Origin of the sequence: Paenibacillus sanfengchensis (assembly GCF_036864765.1) — a bacterium.
Taxonomy (GTDB): Bacteria; Bacillota; Bacilli; order Paenibacillales; family Paenibacillaceae; genus Fontibacillus; species Fontibacillus sanfengchensis.
This window is the reverse complement of the sequence record NZ_JBAGJC010000004.1, coordinates 385,815-402,906: the sequence shown is the minus strand read 5'-3', so window position 1 is coordinate 402,906 and position 17,092 is coordinate 385,815. Positions and strand designations below refer to the sequence as shown.

At 49.0% G+C, this 17,092-nt stretch carries 19 protein-coding genes; 7 read left to right on the top strand and 12 right to left on the bottom strand.

What is annotated here, in order from left to right:
- Positions 1-183 precede the first annotated feature (183 nt).
- The gene (locus V4U84_RS11110) at positions 184-1,689 is read right to left on the bottom strand and encodes a hypothetical protein (protein WP_334071314.1); all 1,506 of its coding nucleotides are present in this window, start codon (positions 1,687-1,689) and stop codon (positions 184-186) included.
- Entirely contained in the window at positions 1,670-2,251 is a 582-nt protein-coding gene (locus tag V4U84_RS11105) for an RNA polymerase sigma factor (protein WP_334071315.1), read from the bottom strand. Before V4U84_RS11105 ends, V4U84_RS11110 begins: the two co-directional genes overlap by 20 nt.
- 127 nt (positions 2,252-2,378) lie before the next feature.
- Here V4U84_RS11105 and V4U84_RS11100 point away from each other — a divergent pair, with 127 nt between their 5' ends.
- Entirely contained in the window at positions 2,379-2,852 is a 474-nt protein-coding gene (locus V4U84_RS11100; RefSeq protein WP_334071316.1) for a MarR family winged helix-turn-helix transcriptional regulator, read from the top strand.
- 35 nt (positions 2,853-2,887) lie between these two features.
- Positions 2,888-3,628, top strand: a complete 741-nt coding sequence (locus V4U84_RS11095; protein WP_334071317.1) for a bleomycin resistance protein — start codon at positions 2,888-2,890, stop codon at positions 3,626-3,628.
- A gap of 78 nt (positions 3,629-3,706) precedes the next feature.
- On the opposite strand, the gene V4U84_RS11090 is transcribed toward V4U84_RS11095, so the two are convergent.
- The 10 genes from V4U84_RS11090 to V4U84_RS11045 form a co-directional block, all read right to left on the bottom strand.
- A complete protein-coding gene (locus V4U84_RS11090) occupies positions 3,707-4,792 on the bottom strand; it encodes a sensor histidine kinase (protein ID WP_334071318.1) in 1,086 nt (361 codons plus the stop codon).
- Positions 4,785-5,465, bottom strand: a complete 681-nt coding sequence (locus V4U84_RS11085; RefSeq protein ID WP_334071319.1) for a response regulator transcription factor — start codon at positions 5,463-5,465, stop codon at positions 4,785-4,787. Before V4U84_RS11085 ends, V4U84_RS11090 begins: the two co-directional genes overlap by 8 nt.
- 55 nt (positions 5,466-5,520) lie before the next feature.
- Positions 5,521-6,102 carry a class I SAM-dependent methyltransferase gene (locus V4U84_RS11080; RefSeq protein ID WP_334071320.1) on the bottom strand — a complete coding sequence of 194 codons (582 nt, stop codon included), beginning with the start codon at positions 6,100-6,102 and terminating at the stop codon, positions 5,521-5,523.
- A gap of 77 nt (positions 6,103-6,179) precedes the next feature.
- Positions 6,180-6,659, bottom strand: coding sequence for a DedA family protein (locus V4U84_RS11075; protein ID WP_334071321.1), 480 nt, complete (start codon positions 6,657-6,659; stop codon positions 6,180-6,182).
- A gap of 189 nt (positions 6,660-6,848) precedes the next feature.
- Positions 6,849-7,751 carry a hypothetical protein gene (locus V4U84_RS11070; protein ID WP_334077185.1) on the bottom strand — a complete coding sequence of 301 codons (903 nt, stop codon included), beginning with the start codon at positions 7,749-7,751 and terminating at the stop codon, positions 6,849-6,851.
- Positions 7,752-8,360: 609 nt separating this feature from the next.
- Positions 8,361-8,840, bottom strand: coding sequence for an SRPBCC family protein (locus V4U84_RS11065; protein ID WP_334077184.1), 480 nt, complete (start codon positions 8,838-8,840; stop codon positions 8,361-8,363).
- Between the two features lie 422 nt (positions 8,841-9,262).
- A complete protein-coding gene (gene ahbB, locus V4U84_RS11060) occupies positions 9,263-9,721 on the bottom strand; it encodes a siroheme decarboxylase subunit beta (protein WP_334071324.1) in 459 nt (152 codons plus the stop codon).
- A complete protein-coding gene (gene ahbA, locus V4U84_RS11055; RefSeq protein WP_334071325.1) occupies positions 9,708-10,202 on the bottom strand; it encodes a siroheme decarboxylase subunit alpha in 495 nt (164 codons plus the stop codon). The genes ahbB and ahbA overlap by 14 nt, the downstream gene beginning before the upstream one ends.
- Positions 10,203-10,205: 3 nt before the next feature.
- Positions 10,206-11,222 carry a radical SAM/SPASM domain-containing protein gene (locus V4U84_RS11050; protein ID WP_334077183.1) on the bottom strand — a complete coding sequence of 339 codons (1,017 nt, stop codon included), beginning with the start codon at positions 11,220-11,222 and terminating at the stop codon, positions 10,206-10,208.
- A gap of 22 nt (positions 11,223-11,244) precedes the next feature.
- Complete coding sequence (locus tag V4U84_RS11045; protein ID WP_334077182.1) at positions 11,245-12,420, bottom strand: radical SAM/SPASM domain-containing protein; 1,176 nt, start codon at positions 12,418-12,420, stop codon at positions 11,245-11,247.
- Positions 12,421-12,566: 146 nt separating this feature from the next.
- Between V4U84_RS11045 and V4U84_RS11040 the strand changes: the two genes are divergently transcribed.
- From V4U84_RS11040 to V4U84_RS11020, 5 genes are all read left to right on the top strand, one after another.
- Positions 12,567-13,547: a hypothetical protein gene (locus tag V4U84_RS11040; protein ID WP_334077181.1), complete on the top strand. Its 981-nt coding sequence runs from the start codon at positions 12,567-12,569 to the stop codon at positions 13,545-13,547.
- A gap of 33 nt (positions 13,548-13,580) precedes the next feature.
- Positions 13,581-14,498, top strand: a complete 918-nt coding sequence (locus V4U84_RS11035) for a helix-turn-helix transcriptional regulator (protein WP_334077259.1) — start codon at positions 13,581-13,583, stop codon at positions 14,496-14,498.
- An 83-nt stretch (positions 14,499-14,581) separates the two neighbouring features.
- The gene (locus V4U84_RS11030; RefSeq protein ID WP_334071330.1) at positions 14,582-15,100 is read left to right on the top strand and encodes a DinB family protein; all 519 of its coding nucleotides are present in this window, start codon (positions 14,582-14,584) and stop codon (positions 15,098-15,100) included.
- A 4-nt stretch (positions 15,101-15,104) separates the two neighbouring features.
- On the top strand, positions 15,105-15,674 hold the full coding sequence (locus V4U84_RS11025) for a YdeI/OmpD-associated family protein (protein ID WP_334077180.1): 570 nt from the start codon (positions 15,105-15,107) through the stop codon (positions 15,672-15,674).
- Positions 15,675-15,862: 188 nt separating this feature from the next.
- Complete coding sequence (locus V4U84_RS11020) at positions 15,863-16,771, top strand: EamA family transporter (RefSeq protein ID WP_334071332.1); 909 nt, start codon at positions 15,863-15,865, stop codon at positions 16,769-16,771.
- Positions 16,772-17,092: the final 321 nt, after the last annotated feature.

The following is a 17,092-nucleotide window of genomic DNA, read 5'->3' as shown; positions in this document are numbered from 1 at the left end:
ACTATATAGCGTAATAGGTTTTACCTTTTGCCTCTGCTTTGAGTTCTTTTAGCATAGTTTGATATGTTTGGCTAAGAAAATGAGGGTATGGCGGCATGATTTCGCTAGACTGAAAAGCATATCCTTCCGGTATCCTATCAGGCTGTTTTAACGCCGGGGCTTGTTATTTCTCTTATCCGGAGTTCAGCGAAGATCGAAATCTTCCGTTTTATCAATCAGAACGGGATCCGTCTCCCGTTTCATGCGAATTTCATAGGTATCCTGTTTGGGAACCAGGAAGGCCAATTCGTATTCCTCTTTCCCTTCGGACGGAATAATCAGTTCCTTTCTCAAGTCCGCTTTTTCCCCATAATACTCCTCCCAAAGCTCCGGGGATTTCTCCTTGTCGGGACGCAAGGATGGAATATCAAAACGGACGCTCATGCGGTCTTTCGCCCGCTGTAACACCTTCAGCTTTAAAAACCCATCCTCATACCGCGCTTCCGTAATCGTCATTTCCTTGGTTTTAAAAGTGATCGGTTTCGGCAGTTCTCCGTTGAGGTCGAGCGTAAAGTAAGCGCTCTTTGCCCAGTCCGTCACTTCCACGGCGCCGACGTGAAGCGTGAGACGGTTCACCGTTTCGTCAAAAAACGGAGAGGAATTGAACGTCAATTTGATCACGCCCGGCTGAAACCGGTCATTCACCGGCTGATACTTCGTCCCGTAGGAATCCAGCGGATACACCTTGCCGTTGTTGTCGGTTAGTGTAATCGCATCCCGCATCCCGTCCTCGCTCAACCCAAGATCCAGCATATAATCGGCGCTGTTGTCCAACCGAAGCTCGGCGTAGGTATTCAGCGGAGTAATCTGGATGTTATCCAGCACCACGGCCCCGATATCCGGGTCGCCCGCAACCTCGATCCGGCGGTTGGCCTGAATGATCCGGTCTTCCACCCGCTGAGCGGGCGAAAACGGTACATTCATGGCATACTTCCGGTCCGCCTGGCCGGATGCATGATTACCCACAAAAATTTCAAAACGCAAGGTATCGGGGTTTCCCTTCAGAAACGCTTGAACTGCCTCCGAATCCAAGTCAATAATGTCGGAAATCACGAAAATCGGCTTTCCCGTCTCCTGGTCGGTAATCACCTCCTCGCTACCGTCCCCTTTAACCATGTCAAAATCCAGGCTCTCCACGGCGTAAAAGTTGGCTGTTCGGTCGAGGCTCAGGCTTCCGTCGGGATCTTTAGCAATATGGCCCTGAAGTTCATCCGTCTGAATGAAGGCTTTGTACATCAATTTGTCGCCGGTCAGGTAAACATCCGCCAAGCTCACCTTCATCTCGCCAAACTGCTGCACCACCGGTTCAAAAGGCATGTACTTATGGGCGGCGGCGTTCTCGACCCCGTCCCGGCTGCGGATGGAATCCAGCCATTCGGCGGCGACCGAAACGCCGGGAATTTGCTTGAGCATGCTGGCAAACGCCGGGGACAGCTCGGCCGTAACGAACAGGAGCGAAACGGCGGCGACCCCCGCGGCTACCCCGGTGATCCAGGGCCTTCTCACCGTCCTACGGCTGTCTACCTTTTTGTTTTCACTGTACAGCGCGATATTCCGGGCGAAATCCCGCAGCGACTCGGGAGCGGCCAACTGGTCCAGCGACTGTCCGATCTCTTTTTTTATATCCGCTTCATTCCTTACATCCAACACGTTTCATCCCCCTCTTATTCTCATCTGATTGATAAAGCTTCAGCAGCTTATGCCGCGCGCGGTGCAACCGCGATTTTACCGTTCCCTCCTTCACGCCCAGCACGGTCGAGATCTCCTCCACGGACATCTCTTGATAGTAAAAAAGCAGCACCACAGAACGATGTTGGAAGTCCAGCGACATGACTTGGGAAAGCAGGCTGTCCTGCTCTTCTTTTTGCAAAAGTGCCTCCATCGGCTGCGCCTGCTGGTCCACCGGTTCCGATTGTTCCAGATCCCCCGCCGTCATCCGGTGAATCTTCGACCGCTTTCTAGCCAAATCGATCGCCCTCATTGCGGCCATTTGTTTAAACCAGGGAGCAAAATGGCGGATTTCCTTTCCGTTCATAATTGCCTGATAGGCTTCAATCAGCGCGTTCTGTACGGCGTCCTCCGCCAAATGCGTCGAGCGTAAAATCACTGCCGCCGTGCTGTAAACCCGATCCAGCAGCGGTTCCACCAGAACGTAAAAGGCCTCGCGGTCGCCCTCCCTGCAGCGCTGAATCCACGCTTGTTTCTCTTGCATTATCATCACTTCCTAAGTTGATCTTCAATATATAGGCGAAGCATATCGTTGAAAGGTTCCCTTTCGGTGGTTTTTTATTTAAAAACACTTTGACAACACCTTGTCATTTTGTTAATATGTTGTCATTATGAGCCATAACCTAACCCCTGAAAGCAGCGCTTTTTCCGACCTGATCATCGAAATATTCCGCCTCAACCGCCAATTGCTGGATGCCGGGGATCAACTGACTCAACCCGTTGGACTCAGCAGTGCCCGCTGGCAAGTGCTTGGTGTTGTTGAGCACGGACCTGTTACCGTACCGAATGTGGCCCGTGAAATGGGGCTGACGCGGCAAGCGATACAACAGGTAGCCGATTCCTTGGTGGCTGAAGGGTATATGCGGTATGAGGACAATCCCCATCACCGCCGGGCCAAGCTTATGGTGATCACGCCAAAAGGTCGAACTGCGCTGGATGAAATTCAACGTCGTCATGCCGTCTGGACCAACCACATCACCGAGCAGCTCTCCAGCGAAAGATTAACTCACCTGCTGGATGAAATTCGCTGCATTCGAGAACTCCTTGATCAAAGCAACTCCCTTTTTGAGTCACCGGATATGTAACGGTCATATTCAATTTCACTGTGGAGGTGTTCTATTTGTCGATGGAACGGAGTCAAAATGTCATCCCCCTGCTTCCTTGCAAGTCTATTGACGAGCAGCTGGATTTCTATGAAACGTTGGGTTTCGAAATCACCTATCGTCAAGCCAAACCGAATATATATGCCTGTGTCCGGCATTCCATCGCGGAACTTCATTTTTTCGGCCTAAAGCAGCTTGTCCCCGCAGAATCCTACGCCATGTGCTATATTCATGTTCCTAACGTGGATGAAGTCTATGAGGATTTTTGTGCCCGCTTTAAACGGACGTACAATAAAATCCCGCGGTCCGGAATCCCGAGAATCACCCGCCTATCCGATTTATCGGAAGACCGCCGATTTAATCTGATTGATCCTGCCGGAAACCATCTGTTAATCGGACAAAGACACGACAGTTCCAAATTGAAACAGCACGACGAATCCATCTGGGATACTCCAAACCAACCGCTGAATACCTATGAAATTGCGTACCGGTTGGCCTATTCGAAAGACGATCACGCGGCGGCCAGCAAAGTGCTCGATAAAATGTTGGCGAGCGATAAGGAAGTTTCGAACGAACTCCGCTATAAAGCCCTGATCCTGCGGGCGGACTTGGCTTTTTCCAACGACGATCCAGATCTTGCAGAACAATTACTTACCCAAGCAAAACAGCTGACCCTCACGGATCAAGAGTTTGATCGGGTTAGCGAGGATACGGATAAAATGAATGAGTTGCTGGAGTCTTTAGGGAGCAGCATGTGAAGGGTTCGTTAAATTTCAAAAAGGTGAATAAAAGCCTCACTCTATGAGTGGAGGTTTTTATTCACCTTTTTGCTTTCTTTATCGAGGCAAAATAATAGTAAATTTAAAGATGTTATTTATATGATTGAGGGTTAAGGTTCCCCCATGCATCTCAATAATGTTTCTGGCAATAGATAGGCCTAATCCGGACCCCGTTTGAATGCCTTCGCTGCTTCGTGAATGGTCGACTTTATAAAAACGATCAAAGAGTTTATTTTCTTGTTCAAGCGTTAGTGGATACCCTTTATTTTCGACCTCAATATGAATTTGCTTAGGATTCGATTTCATGAAAATACGAACGGCTCCCGGTTTTACAGAGTACTTAAGGGCGTTCATAAGCAGGTTATCGATGGCCCTGGCAATTTTTTCACTGTCGATAAGGGTTATAATAGGTGAGTCCCCTATTTCTTTTACAATATGGATCCCGTTCTCTTGGGCGATCGGTTCAAATTCAAACAGCAACTGATCGAGAAGTTGGAATACATCGATCTTCTTTAGGTCCAGTCGGGTTTCGATCGAAGTAAGTCGAGTATATTCAAATAAATCATCGAGCAATTTTTTCAAATGAAGGGCTTTGTTATAGGTGTTTTGAACAAATCGCGTATATTCTTCCTTATCTTGAAATGAGTCTGTTCTTAAAAGCTCAATGTAGCCGATAATACTTGTTAGAGGCGTACGCAAGTCATGTGAAATGCCTGTGATCATCTCCATCTTGGATTTTTCTGCTTCACGCTCCTTTACAATCTGCTGTTGCAAACGCTCTGTCATTCGATTAATGTTAAACGCGACCCGCCCGAGTTCATCTTGCCGATGAACTGATACCCGATAATTCAAATCCCCCTCCGAAATAATTTGAAGCCCATATTCCAAATTGATTAAGTCTTTCACAATTCGTCGTGTTAAAACTAAAAAAGTAAGAATAAAGCTAACAATAAACAAGGGCGTAAGAAGATAGGGAAAGAAATGGAGAAACCCATCCCACCCCATTTCATTACCAACCTTTGAGAATAGTAAAATGAGCAAATCATTACTAGCGATTGCAATAATTAAACTTAGAACTGTTCTGATTAATATGTTGACCTGGATCTTTTTTTTCCTTATCGGCTTTTGTACATGTTCAGTCAATTTTATAGCCAACTCCCCAAACCGTTTTGATATAGCGGGGCTCTCTTGGAGATTCCTCTATTTTTTCCCGCAAATTTCGAATGTGCACCATTACTGTATTATCTGAATATCCATACGGTTCTTTCCAAACGCTTTCGTAAATCTTCTCAGAGCTAAATACTTGTCCAGGGTGGCTTGCAAGCAGCTCTAGAATTGAGAACTCAAGCGGGGTCAGCGGGATCTGGTTTCCTTTCAACAAAACGGAATGTTTAGTCTTATCAATAACAAGGTCTTTGATGAGGATCAGAGAGTTAAATTCTTCTTTTCCTATTAATGCTTGTCGTCGCAGTTGAGCTTTTACCCGAGCGAGCAATTCTAACGGATTAAAGGGTTTTATCATGTAATCGTCCGCTCCGGTAGTAAGACCTGTGATTTTGTCGATATCTTCTTCCTTGGCCGATAACATGATAATGGGAGTGTTCGAAATTTCCCTTATTTTAATGCAAGCTTTAATTCCATCCATTCGCGGCATCATGACATCCAGGATAACGAGTTGGATCGAGGTCGTTTTTATGATATCCAGCGCTTCCAGACCGTCTACAGCTTCTATGATATGGTATCCTTCATTACGCAAATATACATGAATGACATCTCTAATTTCCGAGTCGTCATCTACGATAAGCACGGTATTCATTTCATGCTGCTCCTGTTCTGTTTTATAGTATGGCTACTAAAATCGCTCCAAGCTATTACTCTATTTCATTTTGAATTATTCCCCTCTTGCGACAAGTATAAACAAAAGCCGGGGGGAAATTGAAGGGCACGAACTCGATTTTTTCAATAATTAGTTCTTCGGCAAATTTTTTTTTCATTTGAAGAGAGTACTGATAAGCGACAAAAATCCCTCCTGGTTTTAGTGCCTCTATAATCTGGCGAAGTAAAGTTTCTCGCATTTCACTCGTAAAATTAAAGAATGGCAATCCACTAATAATACAATCAAGGTGACTGATGTCCTCTTGATTCATTTTTTTAACTAGTTGGCATGCATTCGAATAACATACGAAATCGGGATATTCTGTCTTCAGATTATTTCTCATCTTCTTATCTCTTTCAAACAATATCACTTTAGTTGCTCCGGTTAGCTGTGTTTTCATGAAACGTGTGATAGCACCTGTACCTGACCCGAGCTCCGCTACCGACTTTACCTCATTCCATGGTACAGACTGAAGCATTTTAGCGGCTAAAAATCGAGAACTCGGTATAACACTTCCCACTCGCTGTGGATTTTTGAGAAAACCTTGCAAAAAAAGCAGACATTCACGGATATTCAACAGTTACTCCCCCAATATGATAATTTTTTTCTCGTTGTTGATGGGCTAGAATTGGCGATAGAATCAATTATGTGAATTTAAAATAGGATTCCCCCCAAGCACCTGCCAGCCGTAAAAAATGTGACCGTCCATAATAAAGCGCTTAATGATGATACCAGGGCAAATTTTCTGAATCTAACCCCGCTTAATCCAACAAATAAAGGGATGATATACCGAATAACTGGAATAAAAAATCCAATACATATGGCCCTATCTCCTTGTTGTTTTAAAATCTTTTCAGCTTTCTGGAAGTGGCGATGATGTTGAAATCTTATTTTTAATTTTTTCCCAAAAATTCTGCCTGCAAAATAAGAACTCGTAATGGATGTCAACAGGCCAACTAAGATGAAAACATATGTTTTCCACGGGTCTAAAACACCGGCGTTACTCAGAATACCGCCAGTTAGTATTGTTATTTCATTGGGGACCGGGACTCCGAATGGACCTAGCGAGAAGGCTAAGAAAAAAGCAAGATAGCCATAGTGCTCAACGAACTGTATGATGGTATTACTGATCATGTTTCTGCTCCTCGTTGTGTTTTAGACAGAAACATAATACCGAAAAATTCTAAGGAATTTGCGAGGATAAATCTAAAGAAAAGCTGAAGGAGTCTTTAAAGAGCAACTTGTATTGGTATAGTTTAAAAAAGAAAAAGCCTTCACTCATATGGAGTGAGGCTTTCTTGTCTATGTTGCAAATCGCTTACGTTAAACCTTTCGAAAGATCTCACGTTCCAACTCCCGGAATATTCCCTCTTCCATCCTCTTACTCAGTTGCAGATACTTATCCGCTAGCGGATGATCATGTCCAAAATAATAGCCGATTCGCCCGGTTAGCGAGTCATCCTGATGCTCGGTGCTCCATTCGAACAATTGCGTGTACAATTCCATTAAGTCCTCTTGGACTTCCTGGACAAACCGAAGCGAACTCAACGGGTGACTCAGCTTAAGGTCAAGCAAATCGTGAAGTACGTCCAGCTTATGTTCTATGAGCTGCTTATCCACTTCTCCCGAATCGCGGTTCTCCTGTTCCAATGGGGTATCATTCTTAATATCCGAAATAAGTTCGCGGAAAGATAACTTTACCATCTGCATGCCAAAGTAAGCCCACCAGTGACTTCCGGTTCCTATGCTGTACAACTCCCACCCCGGATTCCAGAGGAGCTGCTTCATCCTCTCCCGCTGACTTTCCCCATAAGCGGCGATACCCAAAAGAATCCCGGCGTTGCAATCCGTGGAAGCCTGATCCCCCCAAGCCTGAAGCCGCGGAACGATCTCAGGACCGCTGAATTTAAAAGAAAGCGCCGGCAAAAACTCGGAAAAAAGCGGCTGCCCGTACACCTTTTCCATTTCCGCCCTCAACCGGTCCTCATGATGCGGTCCGATCGGAAGGTGCATAAGCCCGAGACACGCATCCTTGGATAGATACCAGTCATCCATTCCGATGCAATCTACCATATAGTCCGTGTATTTTTCATAGCCCATATAGCCCAATACATGTAAAATATCGCTCGGCATATCGTCCTTTAGTCTACTTTGCTCAAAGCAATCACGATCGATCTCTTCCGCAAGCGCCGGATCCCCGCATCGCATTACAGGGTTAAGCACCATAACATGTCTATAATCCCCAGGCTGCTCCAGAAAAAGCCTAAAAAGTGCCGCAGCGTCTTCACGTTCTCCATATAACGCAATAACTTGACAATAGGATGACAGGATAGCTGCGGGAAGCCTCGGCTGACTCCTGAGAAGACGAATTAGTCGTTCCGTGTGTTGAAGCATTGTGTTCTCCTTTTTTCCCTATATAGGTTGAACTAAAGATGCTCCGTCAACATCCACCATTGTAGATATAAAGCGCCACCGTTGGAGCTTACACACTTAACCGCGATATATTAACGGGAAAACCTCCCGTTAATATATTGCTCTAGGCCCTTGGATCCAATTTAGCTGGAAAAGCTCCATCTATTTCGCGATTAAATTGCCGGTACACGCAATTTCAAGCGAATTAGCGGGAGGTTTTCCAGCTAATGTGCCCTGCAGCCGCATAGGCACCCTATTAACGTGAGGAATTCCCGTTAATTTGATTTAAATCATTGGCGTCGAGCAAGATTGTGATAAGAACAGAGCTCACACTGCTGTCTTTTATGCAAAATCAATAGTTCAGCCTATATAGTACGAAATAATTTCATATATGTTAATTAATAGTACCGGCGCTGAGAGCTGTCAGCCATTAACGTGCGCGTCCGGAAACGCATCACTCACAAGATTCAGCATAATCCCATGTTCAAGCAGAGCTTTCAGACCGCAAACCACAATCGTGTATCCTCCTTTTGCGTCGATGGCTTGCTTTACAATTTCTTCCTGACCCCCCGTGTACCCCGCGTTTTTAATCGTGACCAGGGTTTCATGGTCCGCTCGCGGCGTAAAAGTCCATTCGACTGTAGTGCGATCGTCGAATTCAATGAAGATTCGTTTATTCTCTTCGATTTCTTTGACCTCAAGGTCGGCTCCAACCCCGTACATCTCCCAATCCCAACGGACACGCTTTCCCTGTTCCAATCTTCCGCTGCTTTGGGTGAACCAGAATTTGGTGGTGATCGCAGGATCGGCAAAGGCCTCAAATACTACATGAATCGGCCTTTTGATTAGCATTTCTACCTGAACTGTCGATAAATCATCGATGGATTGAAGCTTCTCTTGCATGATTCCCGCATCCCCTTCCGCACTTGTTGGATTGCCTGCAACGGCATTCTTCCGGTCCGTTTCATCTCCTGTAGTATTCCCCGTTAAGAGTAAAACTTGTCCTGCTCAAACGCTCCCCTTCTCGCCAGTCTTGGCAGCTAACGTATCCCATACGCTAATCAGTAGAGAGATGGCCGCGTCAATAACCTCGTAGGGAACCCCGTCCCGGGCTTGCATTGAAATTCCCCCACCGCCCCGTCACGGTTAAATGCGCGAGGGCGTCCCGTTCGTGGCATAAGAAGACCTCCATTATTAATTCTATACTAATCGTTCCAGAAGTCCTTGACAAGGCAGGAGCATTCCAATCAATATATAGAACGATCAATCCATAAGCGTCGTATTCGGATGTGGAAAGTGCCGGATTACCTCGGGCAGCCTGCAAATCAAAGCGAAAAACTGCTCTTCTTCAACTCCTCGGTACTGAACAAGGTATCGTAAAGGACAACGGCTTCGTTCCGGACAAAATCGTCAACGATCCGGAGTACATGTTCCTCCGACGTACCGTGTATCATCGCGTACAGGTTGTATGGCCACTCCGGGTATGGCGTCCGCCGGTAACAGTGGCTGACTTCACGAACTGCGGCGAGCCTTTGGCCGGCTTCATCAACATGCTCCACCGGAAGGAGGCCGACGAACATACCGTTCGCGATAAACCCGGTGTTCCGGTGCTTCAGGACGGCCCCGACCCGTTTGAGCGCACCGGATTCCCGCATTCTTTGCAGCCGCAGCAGAACCTCTTCGACCGCGCATCCCGTTCTGCGGGCGATATCGCCATAGGGGTCAGGCGAAACTCGAAGCTCCCCTTGCAGCTCGCGGACAAGCCTCAGATCAATATCGTCCAAAGTCTCCCTCGCCTCCCCTTTCCTGTTCCTCCATATTAAAAAATACCTTCAGCTTATACATCCGCTCCGCCGGAAATTCAAATATTTTAGCCTGACCCGCAGCCTCCCGGATCTCCCCCAGGATGCCCGCCCGTTCCTCTTCCGTCCGCGCCGATAACGTAAACCACATATTTAACCGGCTGCGGCGGCGGTAATTATGCGTCACGCCCTTGAAACTGTTCACTACCGCGGCTACATCATAGAAAAGCTCTTCCTTGACTTCCATCGCGTATAATCTTCCCGAAAATCCAAGCTTTGTCGGATTAAAAATCCCCCCGACCCGGCGGATCATCCCCTCCTCCGTTAGCCTCCCCATCCTTTGCAGCACCTCCTGCACCGGCATGTTCAGCTCTTCGGCGATATTCTCCCAGGGCAGCTTTACGAGCGGAAGCCCCTCCTGCACCCGGTTTAGCAAGACCCTGTCTTTCGCATCCAGTTCCACCTCTCATCCCTCCATAACTTTCCGCGCTGGCGGTCTTTTGTGACACCACGGTTCCTCGGCCAGAAAATTGCCGCCGCTATAGTAAAATGACCGGGCCCGGCACCCTCCGCAAGTCCCGACATCGGGGCAGGAGCCGCAGGACCCTTCATATTTTTGGAAGTTCCGCAAATCCTGAAAGACGGGATGGTTGCGCCAAATGTCCGCAAACGAGGTTTCACGGACATTCCCCACTTTCACGGGCAGATACGGGCAAATGTGCACATCCCCGTCCGGCAGCACCGAGCAGTAAGCCACGCCGGCGAGGCAGCCCCTGGTATAGCGCATTTCCATATTCATGGTTTTGGCAAGCGGCATGAATTGCGGCGCGCAGGTCGGCTTGATCTCGATCCGGGTTCCCTGCTGTTTCTGCAGCACCTTGCGGAGCACCATATAATAACGTTCATGTTTGAGCGCTTCTTCTTCCATGTGCACGGCACGTCCCGTCGGAACGAGAAAAAAGGGGTGCAGCGACGCCACGTTCAACTCCTCCGCGAGCTGCGCCACCTGTTCAAAGTCGTCCACATTGTCTTCTTTCAACGTCATGTTGATCTGAACCTTTAATCCGGCGGCCTGGGCATGCCGGATTCCTTCCACCGCCTTTTCCCAACCCTCCGCCGCATGTCTGAACCGGTTATGGGCCGCGGGATCAGCGCTGTCGATGCTGATGGCGATGCCGCCGAGTCCGGCATCCCTTAGCTCCCGGGCTTTCGCGGCGGTCAGCAGCGTGCCGTTGCTGCCGATCGCCGGCTTCAGCCCGATCGAGGCCGCATAGGCGACCAGCTCCGTCAGGTCGCCCCGGATCAGCGGTTCGCCGCCGCTGAAGATCAGGAGCCGGAATCCGGCCTCCTTGATCTGGTCCATGAGACGGCGTCCTTCCTCGGTCGTGAGCTGACCTTCGAGGGATGCCTCCGGACCCGAATCACGGTAACAGTGCTCACAGTACAGATTGCATCGTTTGGTCACATTCCAGGATACAAGCATCTTCGGCCTCCTTTTTGACTTTCTACACCAACTTGATTTCCCGGTCGCTTAAATAGCAGGCCGGATCGGCATCCCAGTAATCGCCTCTGACCGATGCGGCACGGGCGCGGAAATTTCCGTTGCAGATATCGAGCCAGCCGCAATTTTTGCAGCGCCCCTTCAGCAGCAGCTGCCTGTCCCTCAGGCCGGCAAGGACGGGATGAGACGCTTCGCTCCAGAGGTCGCTGAATTTCCGCTCCCGGATATTGCCGATTTCCACGTCCCGCATGAATTGATCGGGGTACACGCGCCCTTGCCAGTCGACGCAGCCGATCGCCAGACCGGAGCGGTTGCCGCCGTTGCGCCGCAGCAGCTCAAGCAGCGCGGCGGCCCGTTCGGGATCGCGCTCCTTCATCCACCGGTACAAATATACGCCGTCCGCATGGTTGTCTACCGTAAGCAGCTCGACGGCCTTGCCTTTTTGGTGGAGTTCCAGCGTCTTGGCAATGATCTTCTCCATCGCCAGCCGGGACTGCTCGCGGGAAACGTCCTCTTTCCTGAGAGCGCTGCCGCGTCCGGAATAGACCAGATGATAAAAACAGGCGCGCGTTATATTTTCTTCCTCGATCAATTCAAGAATTCCGTCCAGATCGTCATAGGTATTGCTGCTGATCGTAAACCGCAGGCCGACCTTCAAGCCGGTGGTCTGGCAGTTGCGTATGCCGCTAAGCGCCCGCCCGAACGAACCTTCGCGCCCCCGAAACCGGTCGTGCTTGCCTTTCAGCCCGTCGAGGCTGATGCCCGCATATTTGACTCCCGCCTCTTTGAGCAGCCTGGCTTTGCCGCTGGTAATCAGCGTGCCATTGGTTGACAAGACCGGGCGCAGCCCTTTGCTTGAGGCATAGGCGATCAGTTCAGGCAGATCTTTGCGCATCAGCGGTTCCCCGCCGGATAACAGCAGCACCGGCACGCGGAAAGCGGCCAGATCATCGATAAAGTCCAGCGCTTCCGCCGTGGTCAGTTCTCCCTCATCTTTGGAGGGGCAAGCATCGGCATAGCAATGGCGGCAGCTCAGATTGCAGGCGCGCGTGGCATTCCAAACGACGACCGGACCTTTCTCGGCCGTTGTCCCTAGCGGTCTTGACCCGGCCGGAAGCGAATACCGCAGATGATCTCCTTCTCCGTCCACACCGGTCAGCAGTTTCGTTACATTAATCATGCCTGTCCCTCTTTTCGCGATTGATAGTATCTATTCTTTTCACTATTTGTGAAAAAATACACATTACAGAGTTTCAAAACATTCGGTGATAAATACCTTTCTCGCAGCGTCTATTCTATATAGGTCAGAGAGGAGATAACCCGTATATGAAAAAATGGATCATTGCGACGATGCTGACATCCCTGTTGACGTCGCTGACCCTAGGCTGTTCCAATCAGGGCGGTGACTCGGGGACCGGGAAGGAAGAAGAAGCAAAGCCTCCGGCGGAATCCCAGTTAACAAGTAATTCGAAAAAAGATGCAAGTACAAACGCTCCGACGAATGCACCTGATGATCACCTCGATGAGAAAAAACATTTCGCGGACATCAAAAACCTAAGTCCCTTATTCGGGTTCGCGAATGCGGACGGCAGCCAAATCATCGTCACCGGGCAGAAAGCCGGGTTGGAAGCGTCCCTCTCGAAATACGGCAACATGATCGGAGAAGGCGGAAAAACGTACGGCGTCCGATTTGCGAAACGGCAAAAAGGCTCCGAGCAAAGCAACGGCCGGGACACCGCCAACAATTTCGCTAACCTGGAAGGTTATATTTTCGATGTGATTGACGGGAAGACCGCTCCCAACGAGACCTATTATGTGGTGAATCAACAGGACTTTGACCTCCAATCCTTGCTTGAGATCACTTCCCCGGTGCAGACGGGAGCGGATGCGGAACATGAGGCGGAGGAAGAAACACTCATGGAAAACATCTCCCTCATGAGAGACCGCGATGTGGCTCAAATGTGGACGCTTGCCGGCATCGGCTCGGGACGTAAGCTTTATCTTGTCAGATTTGAGGACAAGGGGAAGGACCGGCTTTTCAGCATCGCCTTGTTTAATGGGGAGAATTTCTTATTTCGGGATTATCCTGCGGTAGCTGAGGACGATACATCCGTCTGGCGCGTGGATGACGGCGGTGAGGTGTCGCCGGACATGTTCCCGCTGCTGCTGGCCGCCGAAACGAAGCAAGGTCTCCTGCTGGGGATGTCGTGGTGGGGAGCGGAAGGCGTTGATTCCTTTTTCCTGCTGGAAGACGGGGAGAACCTCGGAGAGTTGGACATAAAGTATGGGCGGTATACATCGCCTTGACCATTACAATAGAGCAAACGGACGGTGATACCTATCAAATTGGAGCGATTGATCTCCATCATCTTCAAGCTGCTGAATCACGAAGTTTTGTCCGCCTCCAAGCTGGCTGAAGAGTTTCAAGTTTCGCAAAGAACCATCTATCGGGATATCGACGCGATTTGTGCGGCGGGGTTTCCGGTGGTATCGCATCAGGGAATGAACGGCGGATATGGCATTATGGACGGATACAAAATGGATAAGAGCCTGCTCGGTTCATACGATGTCAATTCCTTGATTACCATACTCCAAAGTCTCTCCACCGTGTTTGAAGACGAGCGTGCGCAGGGCACCATCGAGCGGCTGCAGACGATCGGACCGGAGCATCGGACTACGAATTTGTCCGTCGATTTGGAAACCCGCCGCACGGATCTGGGCGCGCTTCCTCTTTTACGCATGGCCATCATGCAGCGAAATATCATCCGTTTTGATTACGTCAGTGCGCAGAATGAACGGACAACCCGCGTGATGGAACCGGTGCGGCTTCATTTTAAATTCGGCAACTGGTACATCTATGGGTATTGCCGAACACGACGGGATTATCGGGAGTTCCGGCTATCCCGGATGCTGCATCTGACGCTGACGCAGGATACCTTTAATCCGCATCACGAGGTACCGGAGGACGCGGGGGCTGCAAAAAAGGCCTGGGATGGCCAGGTTGAAGAAGTCGTAATCCGGGTAAAGCCTGAGGCTTTGGCCGAAGTGATGGATCAGTTCCACCAGGCGGAGAAGCAATTTCACGCCGATGGGAGCATGACCGTGCGGATTCCCGTTTATCGGCCGCTCGAGGCACGTTGGCTTTGGTCCATTCTGCTCAGTTTCGGCAGCGGGGCCGAAGTCCTCGAGCCTCCCCCGCTTCGGGACATTCTCAAAGAACAGCTTCAGCATGCGCTCAAGCTTTATGAAGAAGTATGACAGACTGTTGTCATACTTCTTTTTTTATAATCCGGACAGAAGCAAAAAAACAAATCCATGACAAGTTGAAGGAGACGATACGAATGACGAATCATCCCGTAGAAATGTACCAATACCACACCTGGGCCAACCAAACGATCCTGGGGAGAATCAAGGAACTCCCGCCCTCCGTGCTGAGCCAGGAAGTGAACAGCTCATTTCCCACCATCGCCCACGCCCTGAGTCATATCTACTCTGTAGATACGATGTGGTATCTGGTTTTAACGGGCATGGAGATGCCTGAGGCTTTTCAATCAGCGAAACCGCTAAATGAGAATGTCCTGGGTTCCGTGGATGAGTACGCCAACGCCTTTGAGCAGTTAGCCGAACAATACGGACAATGGTTCCGAAGCCAAGCCGATCTGGAGCAAACCATTCTGCTTGACAATCCGTTCGCCGGAATCCGCCAAACCCGCTTATCGGAAATGGTGCTGCATGTGGTTAATCACGGGACCTACCACCGGGGCAATATTTCTACGATGCTCCGGCAATTGGGCCACGCATCCACTATGAACGACTACGCGCTTTTTTGGTATATGAAACCGGCTGCAACCATGAACTAAATCTATGGAAATTGAAAATCTCCTTCCCGTCAAATCGAGAGAAGAATTAAGGATTTGGCTTTACGAGCACAGCAAGACCGAAAAAGCTTGTTGGGTGGTAGTCGGCATGAAGCCGACTCCGGGTACGCTCTTATATTTGGACGCGGTCGAAGAAGCTTTGTGTTTTGGCTGGATCGACAGCATCAAAAAGAGAATATCCGAAACGGAGACGGCGCAAAGACTGTCACCCAGAAGCAAAAAAAGTTCATGGACCGAACTCAACAAAGAACGTGTCCGCCGCCTCGAAAAGCTGGGGTTCATGACAGACGAAGGAAGAAAGGTACTTCCCGACATGGACCCCGATTCTTTTGAAATGGATAGGGTGATAGAGCAAAGACTGCGAGAGGAACCGCAAGTTTATGAGAATTTCTTGGCTTTTCCGGCGCTGTATCAAAGAGTTCGGATCGACACCATCCAAAGCGTCATAAACCAACCCGGATTGTTTAAAAGCAGATTAGACAAATTTATAACAAACACGAGAGAAAATAAAATGTACGGGCAATGGCATGATGATGGTCGCCTGCTGGATGATTAAGTTGTTAAGTGGATTAAGGATTGACAACGCGCCAAGAATGCTTTTATACTGTTTACCGGAACGGAATACGATCTAAAACCTAATCAGGATGATGTGGACTTTTCTGGAGACTATCTCTATTTTCGCCACACGGAAGGCCTTACCGGTCTTTTGTGTGGCTTTTTTGCGTCCACCGAAGGAGGAGAATCATGAAATTTTGGCACTATGCACTGATTGTGTTTTTGGGAGGCTGCTGTTACGGGATTTTATCCACTTTCGTTAAATTGGCCTATGCCGCAGGTTTCACCGTGTCGGCCGTGACCGGAGCGCAGTATTTCTTCGGGGTTGTGTTGGCCTGGATTGCCGTCCTATTGACCAAAAAGAAAAAACTGACTCGCAGGCAAATTACCAAGCTGATCTTATCGGGGATTCCGTTCGGGTTAACCGGTATCTTTTATTATCAAGCCTTACAAACCCTAAACGCTTCCCTCGCTATTGTATTTTTGTTCCAGTTTGTTTGGATCGGGGCCCTGCTGGAGTGGGTGTTCCATAAGAGAAAGCCTACAAAGCGTAAGCTTGTTTCGATTGGGTTGCTTCTGGTCGGTTCCATTCTGGCAGCCAATATCCTCTTTCAGGAAAGCCTCACGTTGTCATGGCAGGGAACCATATGGGGAATGCTTGCGGCATGCAGCTTTTCCACCTTTGTTTTTTTGAGCAGTTCTGTCGAAAAAGCGGCACCGCCCATTTTAAAAAGCGCTCTGCTGTCCACGGGAGGCGTAATCACTGTCTTTCTCGTATTTCCGCCAACGTTTTTATTCGACATGGATGGTTTAGCGGGGGTGCTTCCTTATGGATTAGCGCTGGGTGTGTTCGGGGTCGTCCTTCCTCCCCTCTTGTTTTCCATTGGAATGCCGCATGTCGGCTCAGGATTGGGGACCATTCTTACCTCCTCCGAATTGCCAGTGGTTCTGATCATGTCCTCTTTGGTACTGGCGGAACCGATCAGCTTGCCGCAGTGGATTGGGGTAATCATTATTCTGCTAGGGATTGTTAGCAGCAATCTCCGGGCGGGAAGCTCGAATCCTAACTCTTTAAACGTTCAGAAGTCTGCCGGTTAGAGTAACAAATCATAACCACCCGTCAAACGGGTAGTTTGCTCTTAGGTTATAAGCCTTTATTACCAGCTCGCGTCTAAAGGCGCTAGCTTTCACTTCGTTCAAGCTACTATACCGCTGCCGCTTTTGACTACCCCATGAAGGGGTGCGATTATTACTAGCACCCCGTCAAACAACCTCGATAACATAAAATTCCTGCATATCTGCATGCTTTTTTCCTGTTTGGACTCAAAATTTCTAATTACCTGCAAATCTGCAGGAATTTTCGACGAAACCGGCTCGTTTCTCTAAAAACGCTGGAAATTCTTGCAGATTTGCATCTTT